Origin of the sequence: Bacteroides cutis (assembly GCF_900241005.1) — a bacterium.
Taxonomy (GTDB): domain Bacteria; phylum Bacteroidota; class Bacteroidia; order Bacteroidales; family Bacteroidaceae; genus Bacteroides; species Bacteroides cutis.
In genome coordinates, this window is sequence record NZ_OEST01000004.1 from 280939 (window position 1) to 303561 (window position 22623).

The following is a 22623-nucleotide window of genomic DNA, read 5'->3' on the forward strand; positions in this document are numbered from 1 at the left end:
CTGTTTTAGTTACTGTAAAGATAATGATACAAAATCCTTTTTTACAGAGGCTGATGTTGAATAAAAAGTGGAACAAGTTTACCATTGTTTCACTTCTGTTGAATATAGTTTTAATTATGTATATTTACTTGATCTCTTTCCCTTTGGTATACTCTGATGGTAAACAGCCAAAGTATTTTTTGAAACTTGTAGCGAAGTAAGAAGGTGTATTAAATCCTACCATTGTACTGATTTCCGCTACGGTGTATCGTCCCTCTTTCAGTAGTTTACTTGCCTTGTTAAAACGCATCTTCCGGATAAATTCATTCGTCGATTCTCCTGTCAGAGCTTTCAATTTCAAGTGTAGATTGGAGCGGCTCATGCACATTTCACGGGCAAATTCATCAGTGGAGAATTCTACATCATCCAAATGTTTCTCCATAATTTCTACCGCTTTTTTAAGTAGTTCCTCATCCATGGAATTGAGCGCAATCTTTTTCGGTTCGATATCCAGTGACTTGGAATAGTGTTCGATGGCACGATAACGTGTACGGAACAGGTTTCTGATTTTTGCTGTGATTACCGCCATGGAGAATGGTTTCGGAATGTAGTCATCTGCACCTACCTGTAGTCCTTCCAGTTGTTCCTTTATCTCGGTCTTAGCAGAAAGGATGATAACAGGAATATGACAAGTACGCAGGTTCTGCTTGATTTGTTTGCATAATTGCAGACCATTCATGACGGGCATCATTACATCGGTTAGTATCAGGTCAATTTTTTGCTCTTTTAATATACTGAATGCCTCCTCGCCATTCCCGGCTTTCAGTACGTGGTAGGTTTTGCTGAGTTCATCACACAGGTATTGCCGGATTTCCGTATTGTCTTCTACGATCAATATGTGCTCTTTTTCATGTTCATTGTCCACAGTGGTTTCAACTTCTTCTTTAGCAATTTCCGTATCGACTACATACATAGCTTGATTATTAGTTGTGTAGTTAGGTTGGTCTTCTTTCAACTCTTGTTCTGTAGCTCTTTCTTCGGGTTTATAGGCAGACTCTTTGGTTGGCAGATAGATGGTGAATGTACTTCCTGCACCTTCTTGGCTTTCCAGTTCGATATGTCCATGATGTAGTTCTACAAGACGTTGTACCAGCGACAGACCGATGCCACTGCCGATATGCTCATTGTCTACTTGATAGAAACGTTCGAATATTTTTCCCTGCTTGTCAATGGGTATTCCGTTACCTGTATCTTTTACTTGGAGTATTAACTGATTATCCTCTTCTTTCAAAGTGACAGTGACACTTTGTCCCTCGTCGGTATATTTGAAGGCGTTGGAAAGCAGATTATTCACAATAAGTTCCAAGTAATTGGGATCGCAAAGTACTTTTCTTCCTTCTACATTAGAATGAAAGTTATAAGTAATTCCTTTGCGTTGGGCCAATCGGTCGTAGAATAAGAAATCTTTTTCAATGACTTTGTGGATGAAATTGGATTTTACTTTAAGTCCGAATACTCCCAACTCCGCACGTCGGTAGTCCATTAATTGATTTACCAAATGTAGCAGGTGAGTGGTATTCCGTTGTACGTGTTCCAGTTGCTTGTGTATCCAGCGGTCACTAACGTTGTCCAGTACCTCTTGTAGAGGAGCTAGAATTAAAGTCAGCGGGGTTCGTAGTTCATGGGAAATGTTAATGAAGAAACGCAACTTCATTTCGTTCACCTCTTTCAGCCGTTCTTTGTCCACTCGTTCCATTTGTAACTGTGCTTCCATACTTTTTCGTAACCAGAAGTAACGGAAGATGAAAATCGTGATAGCAATGAATGCGATGGTAAACACTAAGATTGCCCACCATGTTTTATACCATACGGGTAGGACAATGATTTCCAATTCGGTAGGAACTTCATTCCATTTGCCGTCGCTGTTGGCTGCTTTCACCAAAAATAGATAAGTACCTTGTGGGAGGTTTGAGTAGGATACTGTACGTAGCGTACTTGAGTAGTACCATTCTTTGTCATAGCCTTTCAGCATATATGCAAATGTGTTGTGATCGCCTGAGATATAGTTGGATACTACGAAGTCCAGCGAGAACATGGATTGTCCGGCGCTCAAAGTAATGCTGTGCGTTTCACTGATGTTTTTTTTCAGTATTCCTGTTTCGTCACCTGGTTGAACGGTCTTGTTGAAGAGCCGCAAATGTGTGATGATTACCGGTGGAATATATGGATTATCCACCATCTGTTCGGGATAGAAAGTCGTGATGCCGTTGATACCTCCGAAATACATTTGTCCGTCTTTGGTTTGGTAACCGGCATTTTCCATAAACTGATTGCTTGGCAAGCCATCAGAAGCGATATAGTTTCTGAATTTTTCCGTTACCGGTTGCATGCAACTGAGTCCTTTGTTGGTACTTATCCAAAGTTTACCGAAGGAGTCCTCAAGAATGGCATGTATCACGTTGTTGGGGAGTCCGTGACGTGTGGTGTATTGTTTTACTTCTTTCTTATCTTCATCAAAACGGTAAAGTCCGCTACGTGTTCCTATCCAGAAGATACCATTGTGCGCTTCATATATGCAGTTAACGTATTTATTATTCAAGGAGTATTTTGCGGGTAATACCGGAGAAGCTGTCAATTCATTATTCTTTTCCTGATGTACAGCCAATCCTTTTTCACCTCCCAACCATAAACGATTTTTACTATCGCGCAATATCGTCATAATTCGTTCGGGTGTCATTGGCTGACCGTCTGCTTGCTTCTCAATACGAGTGAATATCTTGTTTTGGGGATTGAAACGCAATAGAATGTTCAAACCACTTAACCACAGTTCACCGTCCAGAGTAGGTTTAATGGCATAGATATTTTTAATTTCACGGTTATTCAGTGTTTCTATCCGTCCTGTATTGCGGTGTAGAATACTAAGACCGCCGGTATGTGTACCTATATACACTAAATTGTTCTTTTCGTCTACATAGAGTGCCTTGATATCATTGGATTCAAGTCCGTCTTTCATTGTATAATAGGTGAAACATTTGGTGTACTTATCATAATAATTTAAACCACCATTATTTGTTCCTATCCAAATGCCTTTTCCTTTTTCTTCTGTTATACAGTTTACGATACTATTGTTTAAAGAATTCTCATTTGTCTTGAATTGGATATTATGAAAACGGTTTTTTAAAGGATGATAATAATTTATGCCACCGAAATAAGTTCCCAACCACATACCTCCCTGTGAGTCCATGAAGATATTCCGTATAGAGGTTTGTGACAAACTACCGCTTATCGATAAGTCGCTGGTATAACTTTGAAAAGAATGATCTTTTTCATTATAAATATTCAGTGAGTTGATAGTGCCTACCCACAGTTTATTTTCAGAGTCGAGGGTAAGTGCCCGGATATAGTTTGAGCTGATACCGCCTTTTTCTCCCGGAGTATGGGAAAAATTGACAACATCATGAGTCTGAGGGTTAATAAGGAATAGGCCATCTCCTTCTGTACCCACCCATAGTTTGGTAGGAGACTCTTTTAAAATGGGACGGATATGTTTGCCTGCCAATATTTGAGGCATGATATTTATCAGTGTTTTCTGTGAGATTGAATAGACGAATGCGCCGTTGAAGCTACCTATATAAATGTCGTCTCCCTGCCTGTTGATACTTGAAGGTTTGATAGATGTGAGGGAAGCATGTAGCGGAGTATCGTTGAATTGTTGTGTCTCAGTGTCAAATAATAGTAATCCTTCTTCTTTACTCGAGAAAAGAAGCAACCGTTTTTCGTTGATTTCTACGATAGAGGATATCGGCAGTTTTTTGCCTTCTTTCTGATAGTAGAAATTATGGAAGTGATCTTTTTCTGTATCATAGAGAGAAAGGCCTTTTCCGGTTCCTATCCATAATCTGCCTTGTGAATCGACGATACAGGTACGGATAACATCGTTTCCTATACTATGTGGATTTTGCTCGTCATGTTGATAAACAGTGAAGTCGTAACCATCAAATTTATTGAGTCCGTCGTAAGTAGCAAACCACATATTTCCCTGTTTGTCCTGGGTGATGTCGAATATTGTGTTTTGTGACAATCCTTCGTTTACGCCAAGGTGGGTGAAACTGATACGTTCCGGTCTCTGCGCATAAGTAGGTAATAACAATAGGTTTACTATAAGGCATATAAGATATCTTACCATATTTGATGACTGATAGTGGTTGTTGGACAAAGATAGGGAATAAATCTCCACTTATCATTAAGTTATGGCATGAAAATGGAGATTTATTCCTTTACATTGAAGTTGGTATAACTTCTGTTTGTTGATAATCTTCAAGTATCGCAGTAACCCTTCCATGAAATAATAGTCGGCATACGAGAGTGATCCGTCCAGCTCACTGCTTCTAAGGAAGTTTCCGGTGGCATGCATCAGGATGAAGTTCTTGTGTGTTCCCGTTTTTTGCCAGATTAAGTACTGAGCTCCATCAGAGCTGATGCCATGATAGCGGTAGCCGAAGCATCCCGCATTGTAGAATGTTTGGGATCGGAATAGTCCCAGCCTGTTTTTGTGACAATATATTTCATTCAACCATCGACTGCCTTGTCCGTCAAGTTTATTTATACGTGGTTTCTTTCCAAGTGGATGCGCCCAATGCCTTTGATTTTGTATAATATAACGGGAGTATTTTGTTTCCTATGGGAGGAAACGGCTGTTTCTCCCTATGGAAACCCGCGTTTCCTTTTGCGGGAACTGCCGTTTCTCTACATGGGAACGGGCGTTTCTCTATATGGGAACCGACGTTTCTCTATATGGAAACCGGAGTGCCCTCCCATGGATACAGGAAGGACATCATTAAGGTGTATTTCCCATCAATGTTGGTGATGATACCGATATCGGTGCTACCTTTCAGAGTGATGTTGACGCCGATAACTTCCTTCCGAATGTTTTTCATATGGAGTTTATAGTATTATTTTGAACTTTTTCCTGTTGCTAAATTAAACTTTTTTGTCCTTTTCTCCTTTCTATCGTGTTTTGGGGATATTCCGTACTGTTAGATTTAACTTTCAGTTTTGTATCTTTGTCTTTCAATCCTGTATGAAGTTTGTGGGTATAAACAACAATGACAGCTACAGACATTCGTAGGGGGAATTTGCCTGGGCTGTCATTGATAAAGTAGAATATTACTGGTTAAGTTATCTCTCTTCTTTATACATTGTTGAGTAATTAACTATTTGGGAAGTATCTTTCCGGGAACATCATGTAACTTCGGACGTGTCGGCCGGATTTTATAAGTATTCATCCATTTTTCCAGAATGTCACGATGTTTTTGTGCCACTTCCTCGTAAGCGTTTTCCATCATGAGGTTTCTCATTTCACCCCGGTCGTTCTGCATGTCGAAAAGTTGTTCACGATGTCTGCCTTTGTCGTAAAGGACATATTTATATCGTTCGCTACGTACTGCCCAGCCTCTCGTCTTGCTGCCATCGAAACAGGTCTCTGTGATAACATAGTCCTGATGCGGACTTTGTGGATTTCCTTCTTCTACAACTTTACGGAAAGACTTGCCGACAGCACCTTGTGGCATCTTGGCACCTGCCCAGTCGCAGATGGTAGCGAAGAAATCAATCCCGTTGCTGATAAGTTGAGGTAATTGTTTGCCTGCATGTTTCTTGCCGGGTAAAGTTATGATAAGAGGAATATTGATTACTTCCTCATACAAAGCCGACTTCTGGTTCCATCGGTGGGCACCGGTACCATCACCGTGATCACTGGAAAAGATTACAATCGTATTTTTCCAAAGATTGTTCTTGTCAATGGCATCGACAATCTTGCCTATTTCACGGTCCACCTTTTCCACCAGACGGTAGTAAGTGTAGCGATACATACGCCAGTCTTCCGGCGTGAAAGTAGCGGTAGGATAGACATTGAAATTATTGGCCCTTTCATTTTCAATGATATCGGCATCATACGGGTTCTTGGCAAAATTGGCGGGCAGTCCCGGACAATTACGTATTTCAGGTGTATCGATATTTCCATAAGGCAGATTTTGGCTGCGTGCATATTCGCAGACATTATGCGGATTGTCGTAAGAAGCCACCAGGAAGAAAGGCTTGTTGTGTTTGCGGGAAAGAAATTCTACACAAGCTTCGGCAAGTCCGTCATCACTATGTTTATAGATATTGTCGAAACCATATTGTTTGTCGGGAATATCGAGTTCGGGTACATGCCACTTGCCACCGTAGGCACATTCGTATCCGGCATTCTTTACCAATGTTCCCAGTGTTTGTGTCCTTAATGAATCAGGCATCGCTGCCCCGTTTACAGATAACCCCGCAGTACTGGGATAATGCCCTGTAAACATTGCCCCACGGGAAGGACCACTGAGTGGGGAAGTACAATAAGCGTTCGTAAACATCACACCGGCAGCGGCAAGTTTGTCAAGATTGGGGGTGTGTAAATCCGGATTGCCTGCACAACTCATGGCTTTGGCTGTGTGTTGGTCGGTGAAGATATAGATAATGTTAGGACGGTCGGCGGCAGAGGCCGCAGAAGAGCATAGCAGTGAAAAACATGCCAAATGCTTCATTGAAATTTGTTTTACCATATTATTAGTTTGAAATTTATCATTTTCCATCTTTGGCAAAATTACTCCTTTTCCCCTGTTTTCTCTATGCCAAATGTTTATTTAAATGTCAATTTTGTACAAGTTTCCTTGCCTTTCCCCCCTTTTTTGTACCTTTGCCATTCAAAACAACAAAAAGCAAATGATAGTTTGTATTGCCGAAAAGCCCTCTGTGGCGCGTGATATAGCCGATGTACTTGGAGCGAGAGATAAGAAGGATGGATACATCGAAGGAAACGGATACCAGGTAACCTGGACATTCGGTCACCTTTGTACGCTCAAAGAACCACATGAATATACACCCAACTGGAAGTCGTGGAGTCTTGGGAGTTTACCTATGATCCCCCCTCGTTTCGGCATTAAGCTCATCAGTAATCCCACTTACGAGCGTCAGTTCAGTGTGATAGAGAACCTCATGCGGCATGCCGACATGATTATAAACTGCGGTGATGCCGGGCAAGAGGGGGAATTGATACAACGCTGGGTGATGCAGAAAGCTGGGGCGCGTTGCCCGGTGAAACGTCTGTGGATTTCTTCATTGACGGAAGAAGCCATCCGGGAAGGATTTGCCAAGTTGCGCGACGCTTCCGATTTCCAACCGTTGTATGAAGCGGGTTTGTCTCGTGCCATCGGCGACTGGTTGTTGGGAATGAATGCCACCCGTCTTTATACAATGAAGTACGGGCAAAACAGGCAGGTACTGTCCATCGGGCGTGTACAGACACCTACATTGGCACTCATCGTAAATCGCCAACTGGAAATACAAAACTTCGTTCCCAAGCAATATTGGGAATTGAAAACAGTCTATCGCGACACTACTTTTTCTGCCATTCTCAAGAAAAGCGAAGAAGAACTGATACTGGAAGCCGAGAAGCAAAAAGAGAGTCCCTCTGCTGCCAAAGCCAAAAAGGAAGAGGAAAACCGGGGTATCGAACCGATTGCGGACAGAGAACGTGGGATGTCTTTGCTCGAACAAATCAAGAATTCCCCTTTTACCATAACCAACGTCACCAAGAAAAACGGTAAGGAAGCTCCGCTTCGCCTTTTCGACTTGACTTCCTTGCAGGTGGAATGTAATAAGAAGTTCGCCTTTTCTGCCGACGAGACGCTGAAAACCATTCAGTCATTATATGAAAAGAAGGTGGCTACTTATCCGCGTGTAGATACCACTTATCTGAGTGACGATATCTATCCCAAATGTCCCGGCATCTTGAAAGGATTGCGCGATTATGAAACTCTTACGGCTTCATTAGCGGGTACTACATTACCCAAGTCGAAGAAAGTTTTCGATAACTCCAAAGTCACCGATCACCACGCTATTATACCCACCGGACAGCATCCGCAGAATTTGACGGATATGGAACGCCGTGTGTTCGACCTGATAGCCCGTCGTTTTATAGCCGTATTCTATCCCGATTGTCTGTTTGCCACGACTACCGTATTGGGTGAGGTAGAAGGAATAGAATTTAAAGTAACCGGCAAGCAGATATTAGACCCGGGGTGGCGGGTTGTATTTGGCACTCCGTCGGCACAATCTCAGGAAGAGAAAGAAGAAAAGATTGGAGAAGAAGAAAATGTACTTCCGGCTTTCGTAGTAGGCGAAAGTGGTCCGCATATTCCCGATTTGTATGAAAAGTGGACGCAACCGCCCCGTCCTTATACCGAGGCGACTTTGCTGCGTGCCATGGAAACGGCAGGTAAATTGGTAGATAACGACGAACTGCGTGACGCGCTGAAAGAGAACGGCATCGGCCGCCCTTCCACACGTGCCGCCATTATAGAAACACTGTTCAAGCGTAACTATATCCGTAAGGAGAAAAAGAACTTGGTAGCAACTCCTACGGGGGTGGAACTGGTACAAATTATCCACGAAGAACTCTTGAAGTCCGCTGAACTGACGGGTATCTGGGAAAAGAAACTGCGTGAGATAGAAAAATGTACTTACAATGCCGGGCAATTCTTGGAAGAGCTGAAGCAGATGGTTACGGATGTAGTGATGAGTGTGCTCTCTGATAATAGCAACCGTCATATCACCATACAGGCGCCCGCCCCGGAAAAAGGCTCGAAGGCGACTACTGTGAAGGTTGCTGATGGCGACAAACCTAAAAAAGAACCGAAGAAAAGAGCTCCTCGGAAAACAACTGCCGAAAAGAAAACGGCGCAAACGCAAAGCGAAACGCCGTCTCCATCTGTTGTTCTGCAAGATGTTTTAGTCGGTCAGCCTTGCCCACTCTGTGGAAAAGGTACTATTATCAAAGGTAAAACAGCCTACGGTTGTTCCGAATGGAAAAACGGTTGTACCTACCGTAAAGCATTTAAGTAAATATATTTCCAAAGTGGCGCCGCCATTAACGCTTGCCTTACTTCCCCATTCTGTAATAACTTCTTTACTTCTGCGAGGGTAAGCAGGTGTACAGTCAGGCTTTCCGTATCTTCAAGGTGTTGCTCCGCAATTTTCTCCACATCGGTAGCCAGGAAACAATGGGTTATATTGGTGTGGGTACCCGGATTGGGAGAGATTTGCATAAATTCCTGCCACTCTCCGTTCCCGTAGCCCGTTTCTTCCAATAGTTCCCGTTGGGCGGAGACTAACGGAGAAGCATCTTCCTTTTCGCAGACTCCCGCACATAGTTCGTATGACGTTTCACGGATACCATGCCGGTATTGGCGGATGAAGACAAATTTGCCTTCCCGTGTGATGGCTATCGTATTCACCCAGTCGGGATACTCCAATATATAATAAGAAGGGATGTGATTACCGTTCGGCAATACTACATGATCCTTGCGCACCGTGAGCCACGGTGTTTTATGCAGATATTCACTGGAAATCACTTTCCAAGATTCATTGGGATCTTCCATACTTAAGAAACTTTCATTTTAGTAATTCAGATGAAACTCTACAACTGCTTCAATGCCTTTTCTCATAATATCCAACGGAATATTTTCGTTGGGCGAGTGAATGGCGTTTGACTCCAGTCCAAATCCCATCAATACCGTTTTGATACCCAATACTTGCTCAAACGTAGAGATGATGGGAATGCTTCCTCCACGGCGTACCGCCAGCGGTTTCTTTCCGAATGCTTTGGTAAATCCCTTTTCGGCAGCCTGATAGGCGGGCAATGTAATAGGACATACATATCCCTGCCCACCGTGCATCGGCGTTACTTTTACCTGAACGGTATCAGGGGCAATACTCATGATATAATCTGCAAATAACTGTGATATTTTGTGATGATCCTGATGAGGAACCAACCGGCACGATACCTTGGCGTATGCCTTTGACGGGAGTACCGTCTTTGAACCTTCACCCGTATATCCGCCCCAGATGCCGCAAACATCGAAAGACGGACGGCAACTGTTACGCTCCAGCGTACTGTATCCCTTTTCTCCAAAAAGAGACTTCACACCGATTGCCTTTTTGTATTTATCTTCGTCGAAGGGGATGTGTGCAATCATTTCCCGTTCTGCCTGCGGAACCTCTTCCACGTCATCATAGAAACCGGGAACGGTGATACGTCCATCGGCATCTGTCACTTTACTTATCATTTGGCAAAGCACATTGATCGGATTGGCCACCGCACCACCGAAATGTCCAGAGTGCAGGTCACGGTTCGGACCGGTAACTTCTATTTCCCAATAGGCCAATCCCCGCAGTCCGGTGGTCAGTGAAGGCAGGTCTGCGCCCAGCATACTGGTATCCGAAACCAGTATGACGTCTGCTTTCAGCAGCTCTTTATGTTCTTTGCAGAAACCTTCCAGACTGGGTGAACCGATTTCTTCTTCTCCTTCAAATATGAATTTTACATTGTGAGTCAGCAGGCTATTCTTTACCAGATACTCAAAAGCCTTTACCTGTATAAACGATTGTCCTTTGTCATCATCTGCACCGCGTGCCCAGATATGTCCGTCGCGTATCTCCGGTTCAAAGGGGTTACTCTTCCAAAGTTCCAAAGGTTCGGCAGGCATTACGTCATAATGTGCATATATCAATACCGTTTTAGCTTCCGGGTCTATCATCTTTTGTCCGAATACGATCGGATTTCCTGCCGACGGCATCACGAGGGCCTCATCCGCTCCTGCTTCCAGCAACAATTGCGCCCAACGTTCCGCGCATGCCAGCATATCGTCATGATGTTCGGGTTTTGCACTGATACTGGGAATACGGATAAGACTGAACAACTCTTCCAGCATCTTAGGCTCGTTCTCGGATATATATTTCTTTATTTCCATAAGGTTACAGTTGTGTGGTGCGGTCTATCAAATAATAATCAAGTAGCGTCATCGCCGTCATAGCTTCCACAATAGGCACAGCACGGGGTAAAACGCATGGATCATGGCGTCCGCGTGCCTTGAGAGTAGTGTCTATGCCATCCATATTCACGGTATGTTGTTCCATCAGTACCGTTGCCACCGGTTTAAAGGCTACGCGGAAATAAATGTCCTGTCCGTTGCTGATGCCTCCTTGAATACCTCCGGAATGGTTGGTAAGTGTTTCAATACGTCCGTTATTATTATAGAATACGTCGTTTTGTTCCGAACCTTTCATCTTCAGACCTTTGAACCCCTCGCCATATTCGAATGCTTTTGCTGCGTTGATACTGAGCATACCGGCGGCAAGGGCGGACTGAAGTTTACCGTAAATCGGTTGTCCCAAACCGATAGGGCATCCTTTGACAACACATGTCACTACACCGCCGATAGTATCGCCTTCCCCTTTTATCTTGAAGATGAGTTCTTCCATTTCTTTTGCCTTTTCCGGGTCGGGACAACGCACCGGGTTAGTCTCAATTAAGTCGAGATCATACGCTGTATAGTTATTTTCTAATTTGATGGGGCCTACCTGCGACGTATATGCGGTGATTTGTATGCCCAGTTGTTTTAACGCAATTTTGGCCAATGCGCCTGCCACCACGCGAGAGATTGTTTCACGGGCAGAAGAACGTCCGCCTCCCCGATGATCGCGAATGCCGTATTTCACCTTATAAGTATAGTCGGCATGAGAGGGACGATAAATTTCCTTCAAATTGTTATAATCATTGGAGTGTTGGTTTTCGTTCCATACGATGAAACCAATGGGACAACCTGTAGATTTCCCTTCGAATATACCCGAAAGGAATTCTACTTTGTCAGATTCTTTACGCGAGGTAGTGATACGCGATTGTCCGGGACGACGGCGATCGAGTTCTGCTTGTACAAAATCCATATCAATGGTAATACCTGCCGGAAATCCATCTATTACACCTCCGATACCTTTACCGTGTGATTCTCCAAAACTTGTAAGGCGGAGAATATTGCCGAATGAGTTGAACATATCAATTGCTTTAAGGGTTTATATATGAAGTTAATGTGCCAATATAACCTGGATAAAAGGCTTTTGACTCATTAAAGGTAACAATTAATTTTGTAAAACGTTGCAAAAATGATAATAAATCTCTCTTTTTCCTTTTTGGGGGATATAAAAAATATCTGTCAGTTATAGGGAAAATATATTTCTTGTGAAAGAAAAAAGTTTCCCATCATGCTAAGTAAATTGTAAATGAAGCTTTTGTTTATAGTTTATATTGTAAAAACGAAAGTTTTTGAAGGGCTTGAAGTAGGTTTTACTTGAACTTATGTGTCTTTTTGCTGGATATGAATAGAATTAGTTTGTATAGTAACTCAGGATATATAGTCTGGGAATTTATTGTGATATTAAAAAAAGAACATCCTTTTTATAGAAAAGACCTTGTGAAGGTTATGTAAAAAGTGTTACTTTGCGCCTTTGTATAAAAAGAGAAAATAAACTGCTTCTTATATAGGAGTATTCTATTAACTAAACAAGTATTTATATGAAAAAAAAATTGTTTTATTTGTTTGCATTGATCTGTTCAATGAGTCTGTTCATTGCTTGTAGCGATGATGAAAAACCGGAAGTTCCACCTACTGTTGAAGATATTGTAGCGGAATATTCAGGAGATGATTTGAAACTGACAGTTAGTGGAGCAGAAACTACTGAAGGTGCTAAGATTGAACTTGCTAAAGGTGAAAGTACTGATAAAGTAACTATTATTCTGAGTAATATTGTTCCGGGTGTTGAAGAATTTAAAATTCCTAATGCAACTTTTGCCGCAGAAACCAGAAGTATGTATATTAGTAAATTATCCGGTGAGATGTCAGATGATGTTTCCGGATATAATGTGAAGGTTGAAGGTACGGTTGATGAAAAAGTATTGACGGCTGATGTTACTTTGACCGAGATTGAGGGTGATATAGTGAATGTGACTTCCTTTTATAAGAAGGTATATAGAGGTGATATGAACATTGATGTTTCCAACATTCCTAATCCTGTAAGCATGGTGCAGCGTGTATATATTGAGAAACCATATTCTTATAAAATGGAAAAGAGAGATACTGCAATGGTAAAATTGCACATTAAAAACTTTGCTTTTGAGGATATAGCGTTGGGTGATATCAATGTAGATACTATTCCTGTAGTGAAGAGAGGCGATGTATATGGTTTTGAAGCAAAAGGCAGAAAAATTAAATTACAAGACCCCATAGGTGAAGTGACTGCTAATTTGAAAGGTGCCATTATTGGTGACGATATGACGTTGGCACTGGATATTGATGCGTTGGGTATGTTGAAAGTAAAGGTCGCTTTCAAGGGGGTAAATGTAGTTGAAAGTCAGACTGTAAGTATGGAAGAAATGACTATTACGAGTAATGTAATTATGGGGCAAGAGACGGCGTCAGGTTCATTAACGTTAAAAGTTTGGGGAGACACTCCCGATCAAGATTTACTTTTGACCCCTAAATACAAGATTAGCGATAATGGTACCGTAGGATACATTTTGTTACATAGAGACGGTCAGGAAGATGTATATTTGTCTCAAGATCAGGTGGATGGTAAGAAACCGATTGATTTCTCCGTATTAAAGAGCAAGGATGACTACATTCAATATCACATGTTGGCGGAAGACCCTAATGTTTCGAAAGACTATACAATTTATGTGGAGCGCTGGCTTGTGAATTTTACTTTTGATATGAAAGAATGGGTAGATGGAAATCCGAAGGGATTGACTTCGTCAAACGGGGCAGCCGAACTTTTGCCTTGGATGGGAATTAACTTGCCGGCTCCGGGTGCTCCGGTTACTAAGGCTGAAGATGGTTCTGCCCGTATCACCACCTTTAAGACTCTGAATAAGGCAGGGGCTAATCCTACTCTGATACCTGCCATAACATCAGGGACGTTGTTTTCAGGAGACTTTGAAATAGATACGAAGAATACACTGAAGAGTACCAAGTTTGGTGTCCCTTATAAAAATGCGAAACCTGTAAACTTTAAGTTTAAGTATAAATATACTCCGGGTGAAACTGTATATCAAAGTGTAGAAGAAAATAAAAAGAATGTAGCCAAAGTTGTTGAAGGTAAGGTAGATGAGTGCTCTATTGCTGCTTATCTATATGAAGTAAGTGATTACAGCGAGACTTTGGATGGTACTAACATCAATACATCCGAGAAAGTTATTTTGAGAGCTGCATTGGCTGATGGAACAGCTAAAAATGATTATGTAGAAGTGACTGTGCCGTTTGAGGAAATTGGAAATGGTTCTTATGATGCTTCTAAAAAATATAAATTGGCTATTGTTTGTACTCCGAGTAAATGGGGAGATCAATTTATGGGAGCTGATTTGAGTAGCTTGTATGTGAAATATTTGGCTGTAGAGTAAATATCTTGCAAGACATGATTTAAGAAATTTCCCTTACGCGATGCGGTTCAATTGCATGCGTAAGGGGAATTATTGTAGATATTACTTATAATCTATGGAATAAAAAGTCCCGACTAATTATAAGCGGGACTTTTTTTATTACGTTATTAATCAAATCCAGATAGAATATTCTAAACATTTAGAATGCATATCCAAACCCTGCATTCAGATAAATAGGATACATATTGAATGAAATTGTTTTGAAATCTTTCTTAAAGATGTTATTCAATCCCCAAACAATGTCTCCATGTACAGTAAGGCGTTTGAACGCTTTCCAATTAACTCCTACTTGTACACCCCATTGGAATGTACGCAGATCTTCCGAGAAATCATAAGGAGCAGTATTCTCATCTTTAAATTCAACTTTGGTTCCTGTGGGGTCACCTTTTCTTAAATATCCTTCGGAAACATAACCATTGAAATCACCGCTTGTTTTAAATGAGATATAAGGACCGGCACTAAGTTTTACGCGTTTGCTAAGTTGGTAAGCAGCCAATACTGGTATAGAAAAATAAGAAGCTCTGAATTTTGTTTTTACTTTTCCTGTCCAATTTCCTGAAAGTCGTTCACCACCATCACCAATGATTTCCATCCCATAATTTTTAACACGTGCATTGGCTTCCATTCCTTTATTCTCAAGTCGAAGCCCCAGTATCATACCCCATTTCTTTTGTTTACCGAGCCATTTTGTAATTTGTCCTTCAAGTGCCAGATTGACATTGGGGCTATATCCTGTTAAAGCTCTGATTTCTTCAGGTAAAGGTAAGGGAGTGGCGCCACCTACATTAATACCTGCTCTGACTTCATATTCCAACCCATGTAGGGCAGACCAGATAATTCCATGATTGCGATCTTCTTGTGCCTGTAGTTTTACTACTGTGCCGATAAATGCCAAGCAAAAAAGTAATATATATCTTTTCATATTTATCCGTTTACATTGTCTGTATAACTCAATTCTACTTCGTCGATATATAAAGTACTACCGACTGCTCCTTCAAATAAATCTCCTTTTATACTTGAGGAGAATACAATAGCCAAATTATATTTTCCATCATCCAACTTTTGAAGATCTACAGTCTTACCTGGTTGTGTGATGAATGGAATATTAAATTCTGTCCATTGATCGGTTTCTTTTGCATTGTTGATACGTGCAATAGAAATGATTTTTGGGCTTGTAAATATGTTTGTTCCATCCAGCGTTTTTACGTAGTCGTCCGTTTCATAGAATACACCGTAAATGTCGCAAATATCTTTTCTATCGGAAACCGGTTTTCCGTCTACAGTGAATTCTGTTCCGGCTTTATATTTATAGTAACCTTTGAGTGAAGTTGGAATATGAGTGAAAGGAACACCAAATTTAGTCGCTTTTACTACCTCTGGAATAACAATCTTGAAACTACCGGTAAATAAGTTTCCGGCAGCAATGTACATTTTGAGTTTAGCACCTAAATCACCTGTACTTTTTGTTGTTAGTTTTACGCAATTCCCTTTTACTCCATTAGGAGCGGGACTGGTTGGATAATCATTCGGTTCAGCCTTTACACCTGTATAATCGAAACCCTCGTTGGCGTTAGTCCAATTCAGATAATTACCTATAGCATCTGTTTCCCTGAAGTTGTAGTATATGGTTTCTCCATTTTTATTTTTATACGGAATTGTCTCTTCAAAATGGTAAGAAGTTGGAATACCGGAAAATATAGCGCTTACTTCATATACTTTCTTCCAGTTTTTATCTTGTGAAGTAACTGTATATTTCTGTGGGTTGGTAAAGTCACGTACAGTTCCACTTGCGGGTTCGATGGTTGCACCTTCTGTTAGCGTAAATTCGGGAGCAAGTTTTGTAATATCCGCTCCTTTTTTTAAGGGTAAAACAATTTGCTCATTTCCAACAATAGGGTCACGGTTCAACACATCACCCGGAACTGTACAGCTTTCTATATCTGCTTCCGCATTTGGGGCTTCATCTTGAATACATGATACCGCTACGAAGCCTAAAAAGAGATAGGCTATCAGATTTTTAAGTCTCATACTTTTCTGTTTAGTTAATAACTGTTTGCTAATTAAAGTCTTTACAACTTTATGAAAACGAAATTTTGCCGACAAAGTTAGGTTTCTTTTTTGTAATTAAAGTATTTCTCCAATCCTTTTTGCTATTTTTGCATGATAAAAACCTGAAGAAGTGATGACAGAAACCGAAAGAAAGCGAATAATAGAGTTGGTAAAATGCGAGGTTATTCCGGCAATCGGGTGTACCGAGCCCATTGCGGTGGCTCTTTGTGTGGCAAAAGCTGCTGAAACATTGGGTATGAAACCGGAAAAGGTAAATGTTTTGCTGAGTGCTAATATCCTGAAGAATGCTATGGGGGTAGGGATACCCGGTACGGGAATGATAGGGTTGCCTATTGCAGTGGCTTTGGGGGCGTTGATCGGTAAATCCGAGTATCAACTGGAAGTATTGAGAGACAGCACGCCGGATGCGGTAAAAGAGGGAAAGCGCTTTATGGATGAAAAGCGTATACACATATCTTTAAAGGAGAATGTCGAGGAGAAACTTTATATTGAGGTATGTTGCGAGACGGGAAAGGATAAAGCTACCGCTATTATAGCCGGGGGACATACTAATTTTATATATATAGCCCGGAATAATGATATTCTGTTGAATAAGCAAAATACAAATAACGGAGGAAAGGAGGAACAGACTGTAGATTTAAACTTGCGTAAAGTTTATGATTTTGCCATGACGGCTCCTTTAGAGGAGATCAGTTTTATTTTGGAGACCGCCCGTTTGAATAAAGCGGCTGCCGAACGTTCGTTTGAAGGGGATTTTGGACATGGGCTGGGAAAGATGTTGCGTGGCACATATGAACATAAAGTGATGGGGGACAGTGTGTTCTCTCATATTTTGTCTTATACATCAGGAGCGTGTGATGCCCGTATGGCAGGTGCCATGATACCCGTTATGAGTAATTCGGGAAGTGGTAACCAGGGGATATCTGCTACATTACCAGTACTGGTTTATGCTGAAGAAAATGAAAAATCAGAGGAAGAATTAATTCGTGCGTTGATGTTGAGTCATCTGACGGTAATTTATATCAAGCAAAGTTTGGGACGTCTGTCTGCTTTGTGTGGTTGTGTGGTAGCTGCCACCGGTTCCAGTTGTGGTATTACCTGGCTGATGGGCGGTACGTATGAGCAAGTGGCTTTTGCCGTTCAGAATATGATTGCCAATCTTACCGGAATGATTTGTGACGGTGCCAAACCGAGTTGTGCTTTGAAAGTGACTACGGGGGTGGCTACTGCTGTCCTTTCTGCTATTATGGCGATGGAGAACCGTTGTGTTACTTCTGTAGAAGGTATCATTGATGAGGATGTGGACCAGAGCATTCGTAATCTGACCAAGATTGGTTCAAAAGGAATGAATGAGACTGATAGACTGGTGCTGGAAATAATGACGGGGAAAAATTAGAAAATTGAGAATTAAAAAATAAGAGCTGCGCTGTTTAAGTTAATTATTATTCGAACATTGCGCAGCTCTTATTTTTTAATTCTCAATTTCTTAATGGCAGCATCCTTCACCACATCCATGATCGTGGTCACCACATCCTCCGCCACAGTCATCACAACCGCAACTACAACCACCCCCACTCATCATACGGGCAACTTCTGCCAGTTCTTCGTTGGTAGCCGGACGGCTTTCAACGACCTCACCGGTAAAGTTCAGGTCACAACCTGCTAAAGGATGATTCATGTCCATTACAACTACGTCTTCCTTGACTTCTACTACACTTCCGTTGATGCGTTGTCCTTCAGCGGTCATCAAAGGAATAACTGCTCCTTCAATTACGCGTTCGTCATCGAATTTACCTTCAACAACGAAAATGTCTTTGGGGAGATCTATAACGTGTTCGTCATCGTATGCTCCGTATGCTTCGTCAGCCGGAATTGTGAAATCGAATTTATCACCCGGCTTCAAATCTTTTACTTGGTTCTCGAAAGCTTCCAAAGTTAAACCCAAACCGGAAATGAACTGGAAGGGATGGTCTGCGGATGCTTCTTCCTCAAAATCTCTTTCTCCGTCTTCGATTGAGTACAGCTTATATGCTACGGTGATGTACTTGTTTTCTACTGTTTCCATTAATTCTTGTTCTTTATTAATTATCAAACTTCTTCCTTTTAATATAGAAAGGAGTGACAAAGATAGTGCAATTTGAATGCAGAATAAAATATGCGGGCTTATTTTTTTATGTTGGAGTACAGCTTTATCTTTACTTTCAAGCAAAGATAAGGGCAATTTGTCGTTAATCAGAGGGTGTATAATAAAAAATGTAAGTAAGTTATATTTGAGCACAGAAAATAGATCTATTGGTGATAAAATAAGATTTAAAGACTCTGTTTCCTTACGATTATTCATGTTTTTCTTATTTTTTTCTTCAATTTGTTTGGAGTTTATAAAAAAGCATTTACCTTTGCAGCACAATTAAGCGGAATAACAACGAAGAATTTTAAAGATATTATAAGTTATGAATTTACATACATCTATTAACCTGGCAGTCTTGCATATTATTCGCGTCGTGGTCGTGGCATCAAGAGCGTGAGAGAGGTTATGTATGTATATGTACGTTATAAGATATTTATTAAGCCTTTCTCACTTGTGAGGGAGGCTTTTTTCATTAAAAGGAGATAGATAAGATGAAACATCAGTTACGCAGTTCGTTCAGCACACAAGGTCGCCGTATGGCAGGGGCTCGTGCATTGTGGACAGCCAATGGTATGAAGAAAGAACAGGTGGGCAAACCCATCATCGCAATAGTTAACTCGTTTACACAATTTGTTCCCGGTCATGTACATCTGCATGAAATAGGTCAGTTTGTAAAGGAGGAGATAGAAAAATTGGGATGCTTTGCCGCTGAATTCAACACCATTGCCATTGATGACGGTATCGCTATGGGACATGACGGCATGTTGTATTCGCTGCCTTCACGTGATATCATTGCAGATAGCGTGGAATATATGGTGAATGCGCATAAAGCGGATGCGATGGTTTGTATCAGTAACTGCGATAAGATTACTCCGGGGATGCTGATGGCTGCCATGCGGTTGAATATTCCTACTGTATTTGTTTCCGGTGGCCCGATGGAGGCCGGTGAATGGAATGGGCGACATCTGGATTTGATTGACGCCATGATTAAATCGGCCGATGAAAGCGTGAGCGATAAAGAGGTTGCCAAGATTGAGCAACACGCTTGCCCTACTTGTGGATGTTGTTCCGGTATGTTTACGGCTAATTCGATGAACTGCCTGAACGAGGCAATCGGGTTGGCTTTGCCCGGTAACGGTACGATTGTAGCTACCCATGAAAATCGTAAGAAACTGTTCAAGGATGCCGCTAAGTTAATCGTAGAAAATGCCTATAAATATTATGATGAGGGGGACGAAAGTGTATTGCCCCGCAGTATCGCTACCCGTCAGGCCTTCTTGAATGCCATGACATTGGATATCGCCATGGGAGGTTCTACCAATACGGTACTTCATCTATTGGCAGTGGCTCATGAAGCCGAAGCAGATTTCAATATGGATGATATTGACAAGTTGTCCCGCAAGACTCCCTGTTTGTGCAAAGTAGCGCCGAATACCCAGAAATATCATGTACAGGATGTGAATCGTGCCGGGGGTATCGTTGCCATTATGGCGGAACTGGCTAAAGCCGGTTTGGTAGATACGAGCGTAGGGCGCGTAGATGGAATGACGTTGGCTGAGGTGATTGATCAATATTGCATTACCAGTCCGAATGTTTGTAAAAAAGCGATTAGGAAATACTCCAGTGCACCCGGTGGAAAATTCAATCTGGAACTGGGTTCACAAGATGCAGTTTATAAGGAATTGGATACTGACCGTGCCGAAGGTTGTATTCGCGATTTGGAACACGCATACAGTAAGGATGGCGGGTTGGCCGTTTTGAAAGGTAACATCGCTCAAGATGGTTGTGTTGTGAAGACGGCAGGTGTGGACGAAAACATTTGGAAATTCACCGGCCCGGCTAAAGTCTTTGATTCGCAAGAAGCGGCTTGTGAGGGGATATTGGGAGGAAAGGTCGTCAGTGGTGATGTAGTCGTCATTACCAATGAGGGACCCAAAGGTGGTCCGGGCATGCAAGAAATGCTTTATCCTACCTCTTATATCAAGTCCCGTCATTTAGGCAAGGAATGTGCATTGATTACTGATGGACGTTTCAGTGGTGGTACTTCCGGTCTGAGTATCGGACATATTTCTCCTGAAGCGGCAGCCGGGGGGAATATTGGTAAAATTCAGGATGGTGACATTATCGAAATCGATATACCTAACCGTTCTATCAATGTAAAACTGACGGATGAAGAACTTGCTGCACGTCCTATGACGCCGGTAACACGTGATCGGGAAGTATCGAAAGCACTGAAAGCATACGCCAGCATGGTGAGTTCGGCAGATAAGGGGGCAGTAAGGTTGATTGACTAATGAATATATAAAAACGAGTTTCAATCGTAAATAGTCAAATCGTAAATATAGATATGGAAAACTTAATAACAGGCGCAGAGGCATTGATGCGCTCCTTGGAATATCAGGGAGTAAAAACCATTTTCGGTTATCCGGGTGGTAGTATTATGCCGGTATTCGATGCTTTATATGATCACAGAAAGAATTTAAATCATATTCTGGTTCGCCATGAACAGGGAGCTACCCATGCCGCACAGGGCTTTGCACGTGTATCCGGTGAAGTGGGGGTATGCTTGGTTACCAGTGGCCCGGGCGCTACTAATACTGTAACAGGTATTGCAGATGCCATGATTGACAGTACTCCGATAGTCGTTATTGCCGGTCAAGTGGGAACCAATTTTCTGGGTACGGATGCTTTTCAAGAGGTGGATTTAGTAGGTATTACACAGCCTATTACTAAGTGGAGTTATCAAATCCGTCGTGCCGAAGATGTGGCTTGGGCGGTGGCTCGTGCATTTTATATCGCGAATAGCGGTCGTCCCGGTCCGGTTGTATTGGACTTTGCCAAGAATGCTCAGGTAGAAAAAACTGAGTATCTACCGACAAAAGTAGATTATGTCCGTAGTTATCTGCCTGTTCCAGAAATGGAACCGGAAGCGATACGGGAAGCTGCCGAATTGATTAATGCGGCCGAACGTCCGCTGGTGTTGGTTGGACAAGGTGTTGAGTTGGGAAATGCGCAGCAAGAACTTCGTACTTTTATTGAGAAAGCTGGAATGCCAGCCGGTTGTACCTTGTTGGGACTTTCGGCATTGCCGACGGAACATCCATTAAATAAGGGTATGTTGGGTATGCATGGTAATTTGGGACCGAATATTAATACCAATAAGTGTGATGTCCTGATAGCTGTGGGTATGCGTTTTGATGACCGTGTCACAGGTAAGCTGGATACATATGCCAAACAGGCAAAGGTTATTCATTTTGATATCGATCCTGCGGAAATAGATAAGAATGTAAAGACAAATGTTGCCGTATTGGGTGACTGTAAGGAAACCTTGGCGGCTGTTACTAGGCTTTTGAAACCTGCGGAACATAAGGAATGGCTGGATAGCTTTATTCCATATGAGGAGGTGGAGGAGGAGAAGGTAATCCGTCCGGAGCTCCATCCGGTAGGTGATGCGCTGAATATGGGTGAAGTGGTACGTGCAGTGAGTGAGGCTACAAATAATGAAGCTATCTTGGTGACTGATGTCGGTCAAAATCAGATGATGTCTGCACGTTATTTTAAATATAGCAAGGAACGTAGTATCGTTACTTCCGGCGGATTGGGTACTATGGGGTTTGGCCTTCCTGCCGCTATCGGTGCTACTTTTGGAAGCCCCGACCGTATGGTGTGTGTATTTATGGGAGATGGTGGTTTACAGATGAATTTACAGGAACTGGGTACGGTGATGGAACAAAAAGCTCCGGTTAAGATGATTTTGCTGAACAATAACTTCTTGGGTAACGTTCGTCAGTGGCAAGCCATGTTCTTCAATCGTCGTTATTCGTTTACGCCGATGCAGAATCCTGATTATATGAAAATAGCATCTGCATACGATATTCCGGCACGCCGGGTATTCAATCGTGAAGAGTTGGAACAGGCTATTAATGAAATGATTGCAACAGATGGTCCTTTCCTTTTGGAGGCTTGTGTAGAAGAAGAAGGTAATGTGTTGCCAATGACTCCTCCGGGAGGTTCGGTTAATCAGATGTTGTTGGAGTGCTGAGATAATTACAAATTACGGATAAGTGACACTTTGGAGAACTTGAAAGTT

Annotated in this window: 15 protein-coding genes; 5 read left to right on the top strand and 10 right to left on the bottom strand. The window is 42.0% G+C overall.

Annotated features, from left to right (window positions below):
- Positions 1-124: 124 nt before the first annotated feature.
- The 4 genes from C1A09_RS10745 to C1A09_RS10760 all read right to left on the bottom strand — a co-directional run bounded on the left by C1A09_RS10745 (position 125) and on the right by C1A09_RS10760 (position 6569).
- Positions 125-4165 carry a hybrid sensor histidine kinase/response regulator transcription factor gene (locus C1A09_RS10745; RefSeq protein ID WP_101543923.1) on the bottom strand — a complete coding sequence of 1347 codons (4041 nt, stop codon included), beginning with the start codon at positions 4163-4165 and terminating at the stop codon, positions 125-127.
- Between the two features lie 57 nt (positions 4166-4222).
- Complete coding sequence (locus C1A09_RS10750) at positions 4223-4552, bottom strand: hypothetical protein (protein ID WP_245875010.1); 330 nt, start codon at positions 4550-4552, stop codon at positions 4223-4225.
- Between the two features lie 217 nt (positions 4553-4769).
- Positions 4770-4916 (bottom strand): hypothetical protein, encoded by a 147-nt coding sequence (locus C1A09_RS16350; RefSeq protein WP_158557825.1) that lies wholly within the window; start codon positions 4914-4916, stop codon positions 4770-4772.
- 276 nt (positions 4917-5192) lie between these two features.
- Positions 5193-6569, bottom strand: a complete 1377-nt coding sequence (locus C1A09_RS10760; RefSeq protein WP_101544240.1) for a sulfatase family protein — start codon at positions 6567-6569, stop codon at positions 5193-5195.
- 160 nt (positions 6570-6729) lie between these two features.
- Here C1A09_RS10760 and C1A09_RS10765 point away from each other — a divergent pair, with 160 nt between their 5' ends.
- Positions 6730-8910: a DNA topoisomerase 3 gene (locus C1A09_RS10765; RefSeq protein WP_101543929.1), complete on the top strand. Its 2181-nt coding sequence runs from the start codon at positions 6730-6732 to the stop codon at positions 8908-8910.
- On the opposite strand, the gene C1A09_RS10770 is transcribed toward C1A09_RS10765, so the two are convergent.
- The 3 genes from C1A09_RS10770 to aroC are packed head-to-tail and all read right to left on the bottom strand — an operon-like array spanning position 8889 to position 11898.
- Positions 8889-9446 carry an NUDIX hydrolase gene (locus tag C1A09_RS10770; protein WP_101543932.1) on the bottom strand — a complete coding sequence of 186 codons (558 nt, stop codon included), beginning with the start codon at positions 9444-9446 and terminating at the stop codon, positions 8889-8891. The genes C1A09_RS10765 and C1A09_RS10770 overlap by 22 nt on opposite strands.
- Before the next feature lie 18 nt (positions 9447-9464).
- Complete coding sequence (locus C1A09_RS10775; protein ID WP_101543935.1) at positions 9465-10817, bottom strand: dipeptidase; 1353 nt, start codon at positions 10815-10817, stop codon at positions 9465-9467.
- A 4-nt stretch (positions 10818-10821) separates the two neighbouring features.
- Complete coding sequence (gene aroC / locus C1A09_RS10780; RefSeq protein WP_101543938.1) at positions 10822-11898, bottom strand: chorismate synthase; 1077 nt, start codon at positions 11896-11898, stop codon at positions 10822-10824.
- 517 nt (positions 11899-12415) lie between these two features.
- Here aroC and C1A09_RS10785 point away from each other — a divergent pair.
- Complete coding sequence (locus C1A09_RS10785) at positions 12416-14296, top strand: PCMD domain-containing protein (protein WP_101543941.1); 1881 nt, start codon at positions 12416-12418, stop codon at positions 14294-14296.
- A gap of 178 nt (positions 14297-14474) precedes the next feature.
- Here C1A09_RS10785 and C1A09_RS10790 read toward each other — a convergent pair whose 3' ends face one another.
- On the bottom strand, positions 14475-15257 hold the full coding sequence (locus C1A09_RS10790) for a porin family protein (RefSeq protein ID WP_101543944.1): 783 nt from the start codon (positions 15255-15257) through the stop codon (positions 14475-14477).
- A gap of 2 nt (positions 15258-15259) precedes the next feature.
- The gene (locus C1A09_RS10795; RefSeq protein WP_101543946.1) at positions 15260-16363 is read right to left on the bottom strand and encodes a PCMD domain-containing protein; all 1104 of its coding nucleotides are present in this window, start codon (positions 16361-16363) and stop codon (positions 15260-15262) included.
- A gap of 154 nt (positions 16364-16517) precedes the next feature.
- Between C1A09_RS10795 and C1A09_RS10800 the strand changes: the two genes are divergently transcribed.
- Entirely contained in the window at positions 16518-17801 is a 1284-nt protein-coding gene (locus tag C1A09_RS10800; RefSeq protein WP_101543947.1) for an L-cysteine desulfidase family protein, read from the top strand.
- Positions 17802-17891: 90 nt separating this feature from the next.
- Here C1A09_RS10800 and C1A09_RS10805 read toward each other — a convergent pair whose 3' ends face one another.
- Complete coding sequence (locus C1A09_RS10805; RefSeq protein WP_101544243.1) at positions 17892-18470, bottom strand: FKBP-type peptidyl-prolyl cis-trans isomerase; 579 nt, start codon at positions 18468-18470, stop codon at positions 17892-17894.
- Between the two features lie 554 nt (positions 18471-19024).
- Between C1A09_RS10805 and ilvD the strand changes: the two genes are divergently transcribed.
- Together ilvD and ilvB are read left to right on the top strand one after the other, a co-directional pair.
- Complete coding sequence (gene ilvD / locus C1A09_RS10810; RefSeq protein ID WP_101543950.1) at positions 19025-20827, top strand: dihydroxy-acid dehydratase; 1803 nt, start codon at positions 19025-19027, stop codon at positions 20825-20827.
- Between the two features lie 53 nt (positions 20828-20880).
- On the top strand, positions 20881-22575 hold the full coding sequence (gene ilvB / locus C1A09_RS10815) for a biosynthetic-type acetolactate synthase large subunit (protein WP_101543953.1): 1695 nt from the start codon (positions 20881-20883) through the stop codon (positions 22573-22575).
- Positions 22576-22623 lie beyond the last annotated feature (48 nt).

Coding starts and splice junctions, on each gene's coding strand:
- C1A09_RS10745 (WP_101543923.1), bottom strand. CDS start 4,165: ATGGTAAGATATCTTATATGCCTTATAGTAAACCTATTGTTATTACCT.
- C1A09_RS16350 (WP_158557825.1), bottom strand. CDS start 4,916: ATGAAAAACATTCGGAAGGAAGTTATCGGCGTCAACATCACTCTGAAA.
- C1A09_RS10760 (WP_101544240.1), bottom strand. CDS start 6,569: ATGGTAAAACAAATTTCAATGAAGCATTTGGCATGTTTTTCACTGCTA.
- C1A09_RS10765 (WP_101543929.1), top strand. CDS start 6,730: ATGATAGTTTGTATTGCCGAAAAGCCCTCTGTGGCGCGTGATATAGCC.
- C1A09_RS10770 (WP_101543932.1), bottom strand. CDS start 9,446: ATGGAAGATCCCAATGAATCTTGGAAAGTGATTTCCAGTGAATATCTG.
- C1A09_RS10775 (WP_101543935.1), bottom strand. CDS start 10,817: ATGGAAATAAAGAAATATATATCCGAGAACGAGCCTAAGATGCTGGAA.
- aroC (WP_101543938.1), bottom strand. CDS start 11,898: ATGTTCAACTCATTCGGCAATATTCTCCGCCTTACAAGTTTTGGAGAA.
- C1A09_RS10785 (WP_101543941.1), top strand. CDS start 12,416: ATGAAAAAAAAATTGTTTTATTTGTTTGCATTGATCTGTTCAATGAGT.
- C1A09_RS10790 (WP_101543944.1), bottom strand. CDS start 15,257: ATGAAAAGATATATATTACTTTTTTGCTTGGCATTTATCGGCACAGTA.
- C1A09_RS10795 (WP_101543946.1), bottom strand. CDS start 16,363: ATGAGACTTAAAAATCTGATAGCCTATCTCTTTTTAGGCTTCGTAGCG.
- C1A09_RS10800 (WP_101543947.1), top strand. CDS start 16,518: ATGACAGAAACCGAAAGAAAGCGAATAATAGAGTTGGTAAAATGCGAG.
- C1A09_RS10805 (WP_101544243.1), bottom strand. CDS start 18,470: ATGGAAACAGTAGAAAACAAGTACATCACCGTAGCATATAAGCTGTAC.
- ilvD (WP_101543950.1), top strand. CDS start 19,025: ATGAAACATCAGTTACGCAGTTCGTTCAGCACACAAGGTCGCCGTATG.
- ilvB (WP_101543953.1), top strand. CDS start 20,881: ATGGAAAACTTAATAACAGGCGCAGAGGCATTGATGCGCTCCTTGGAA.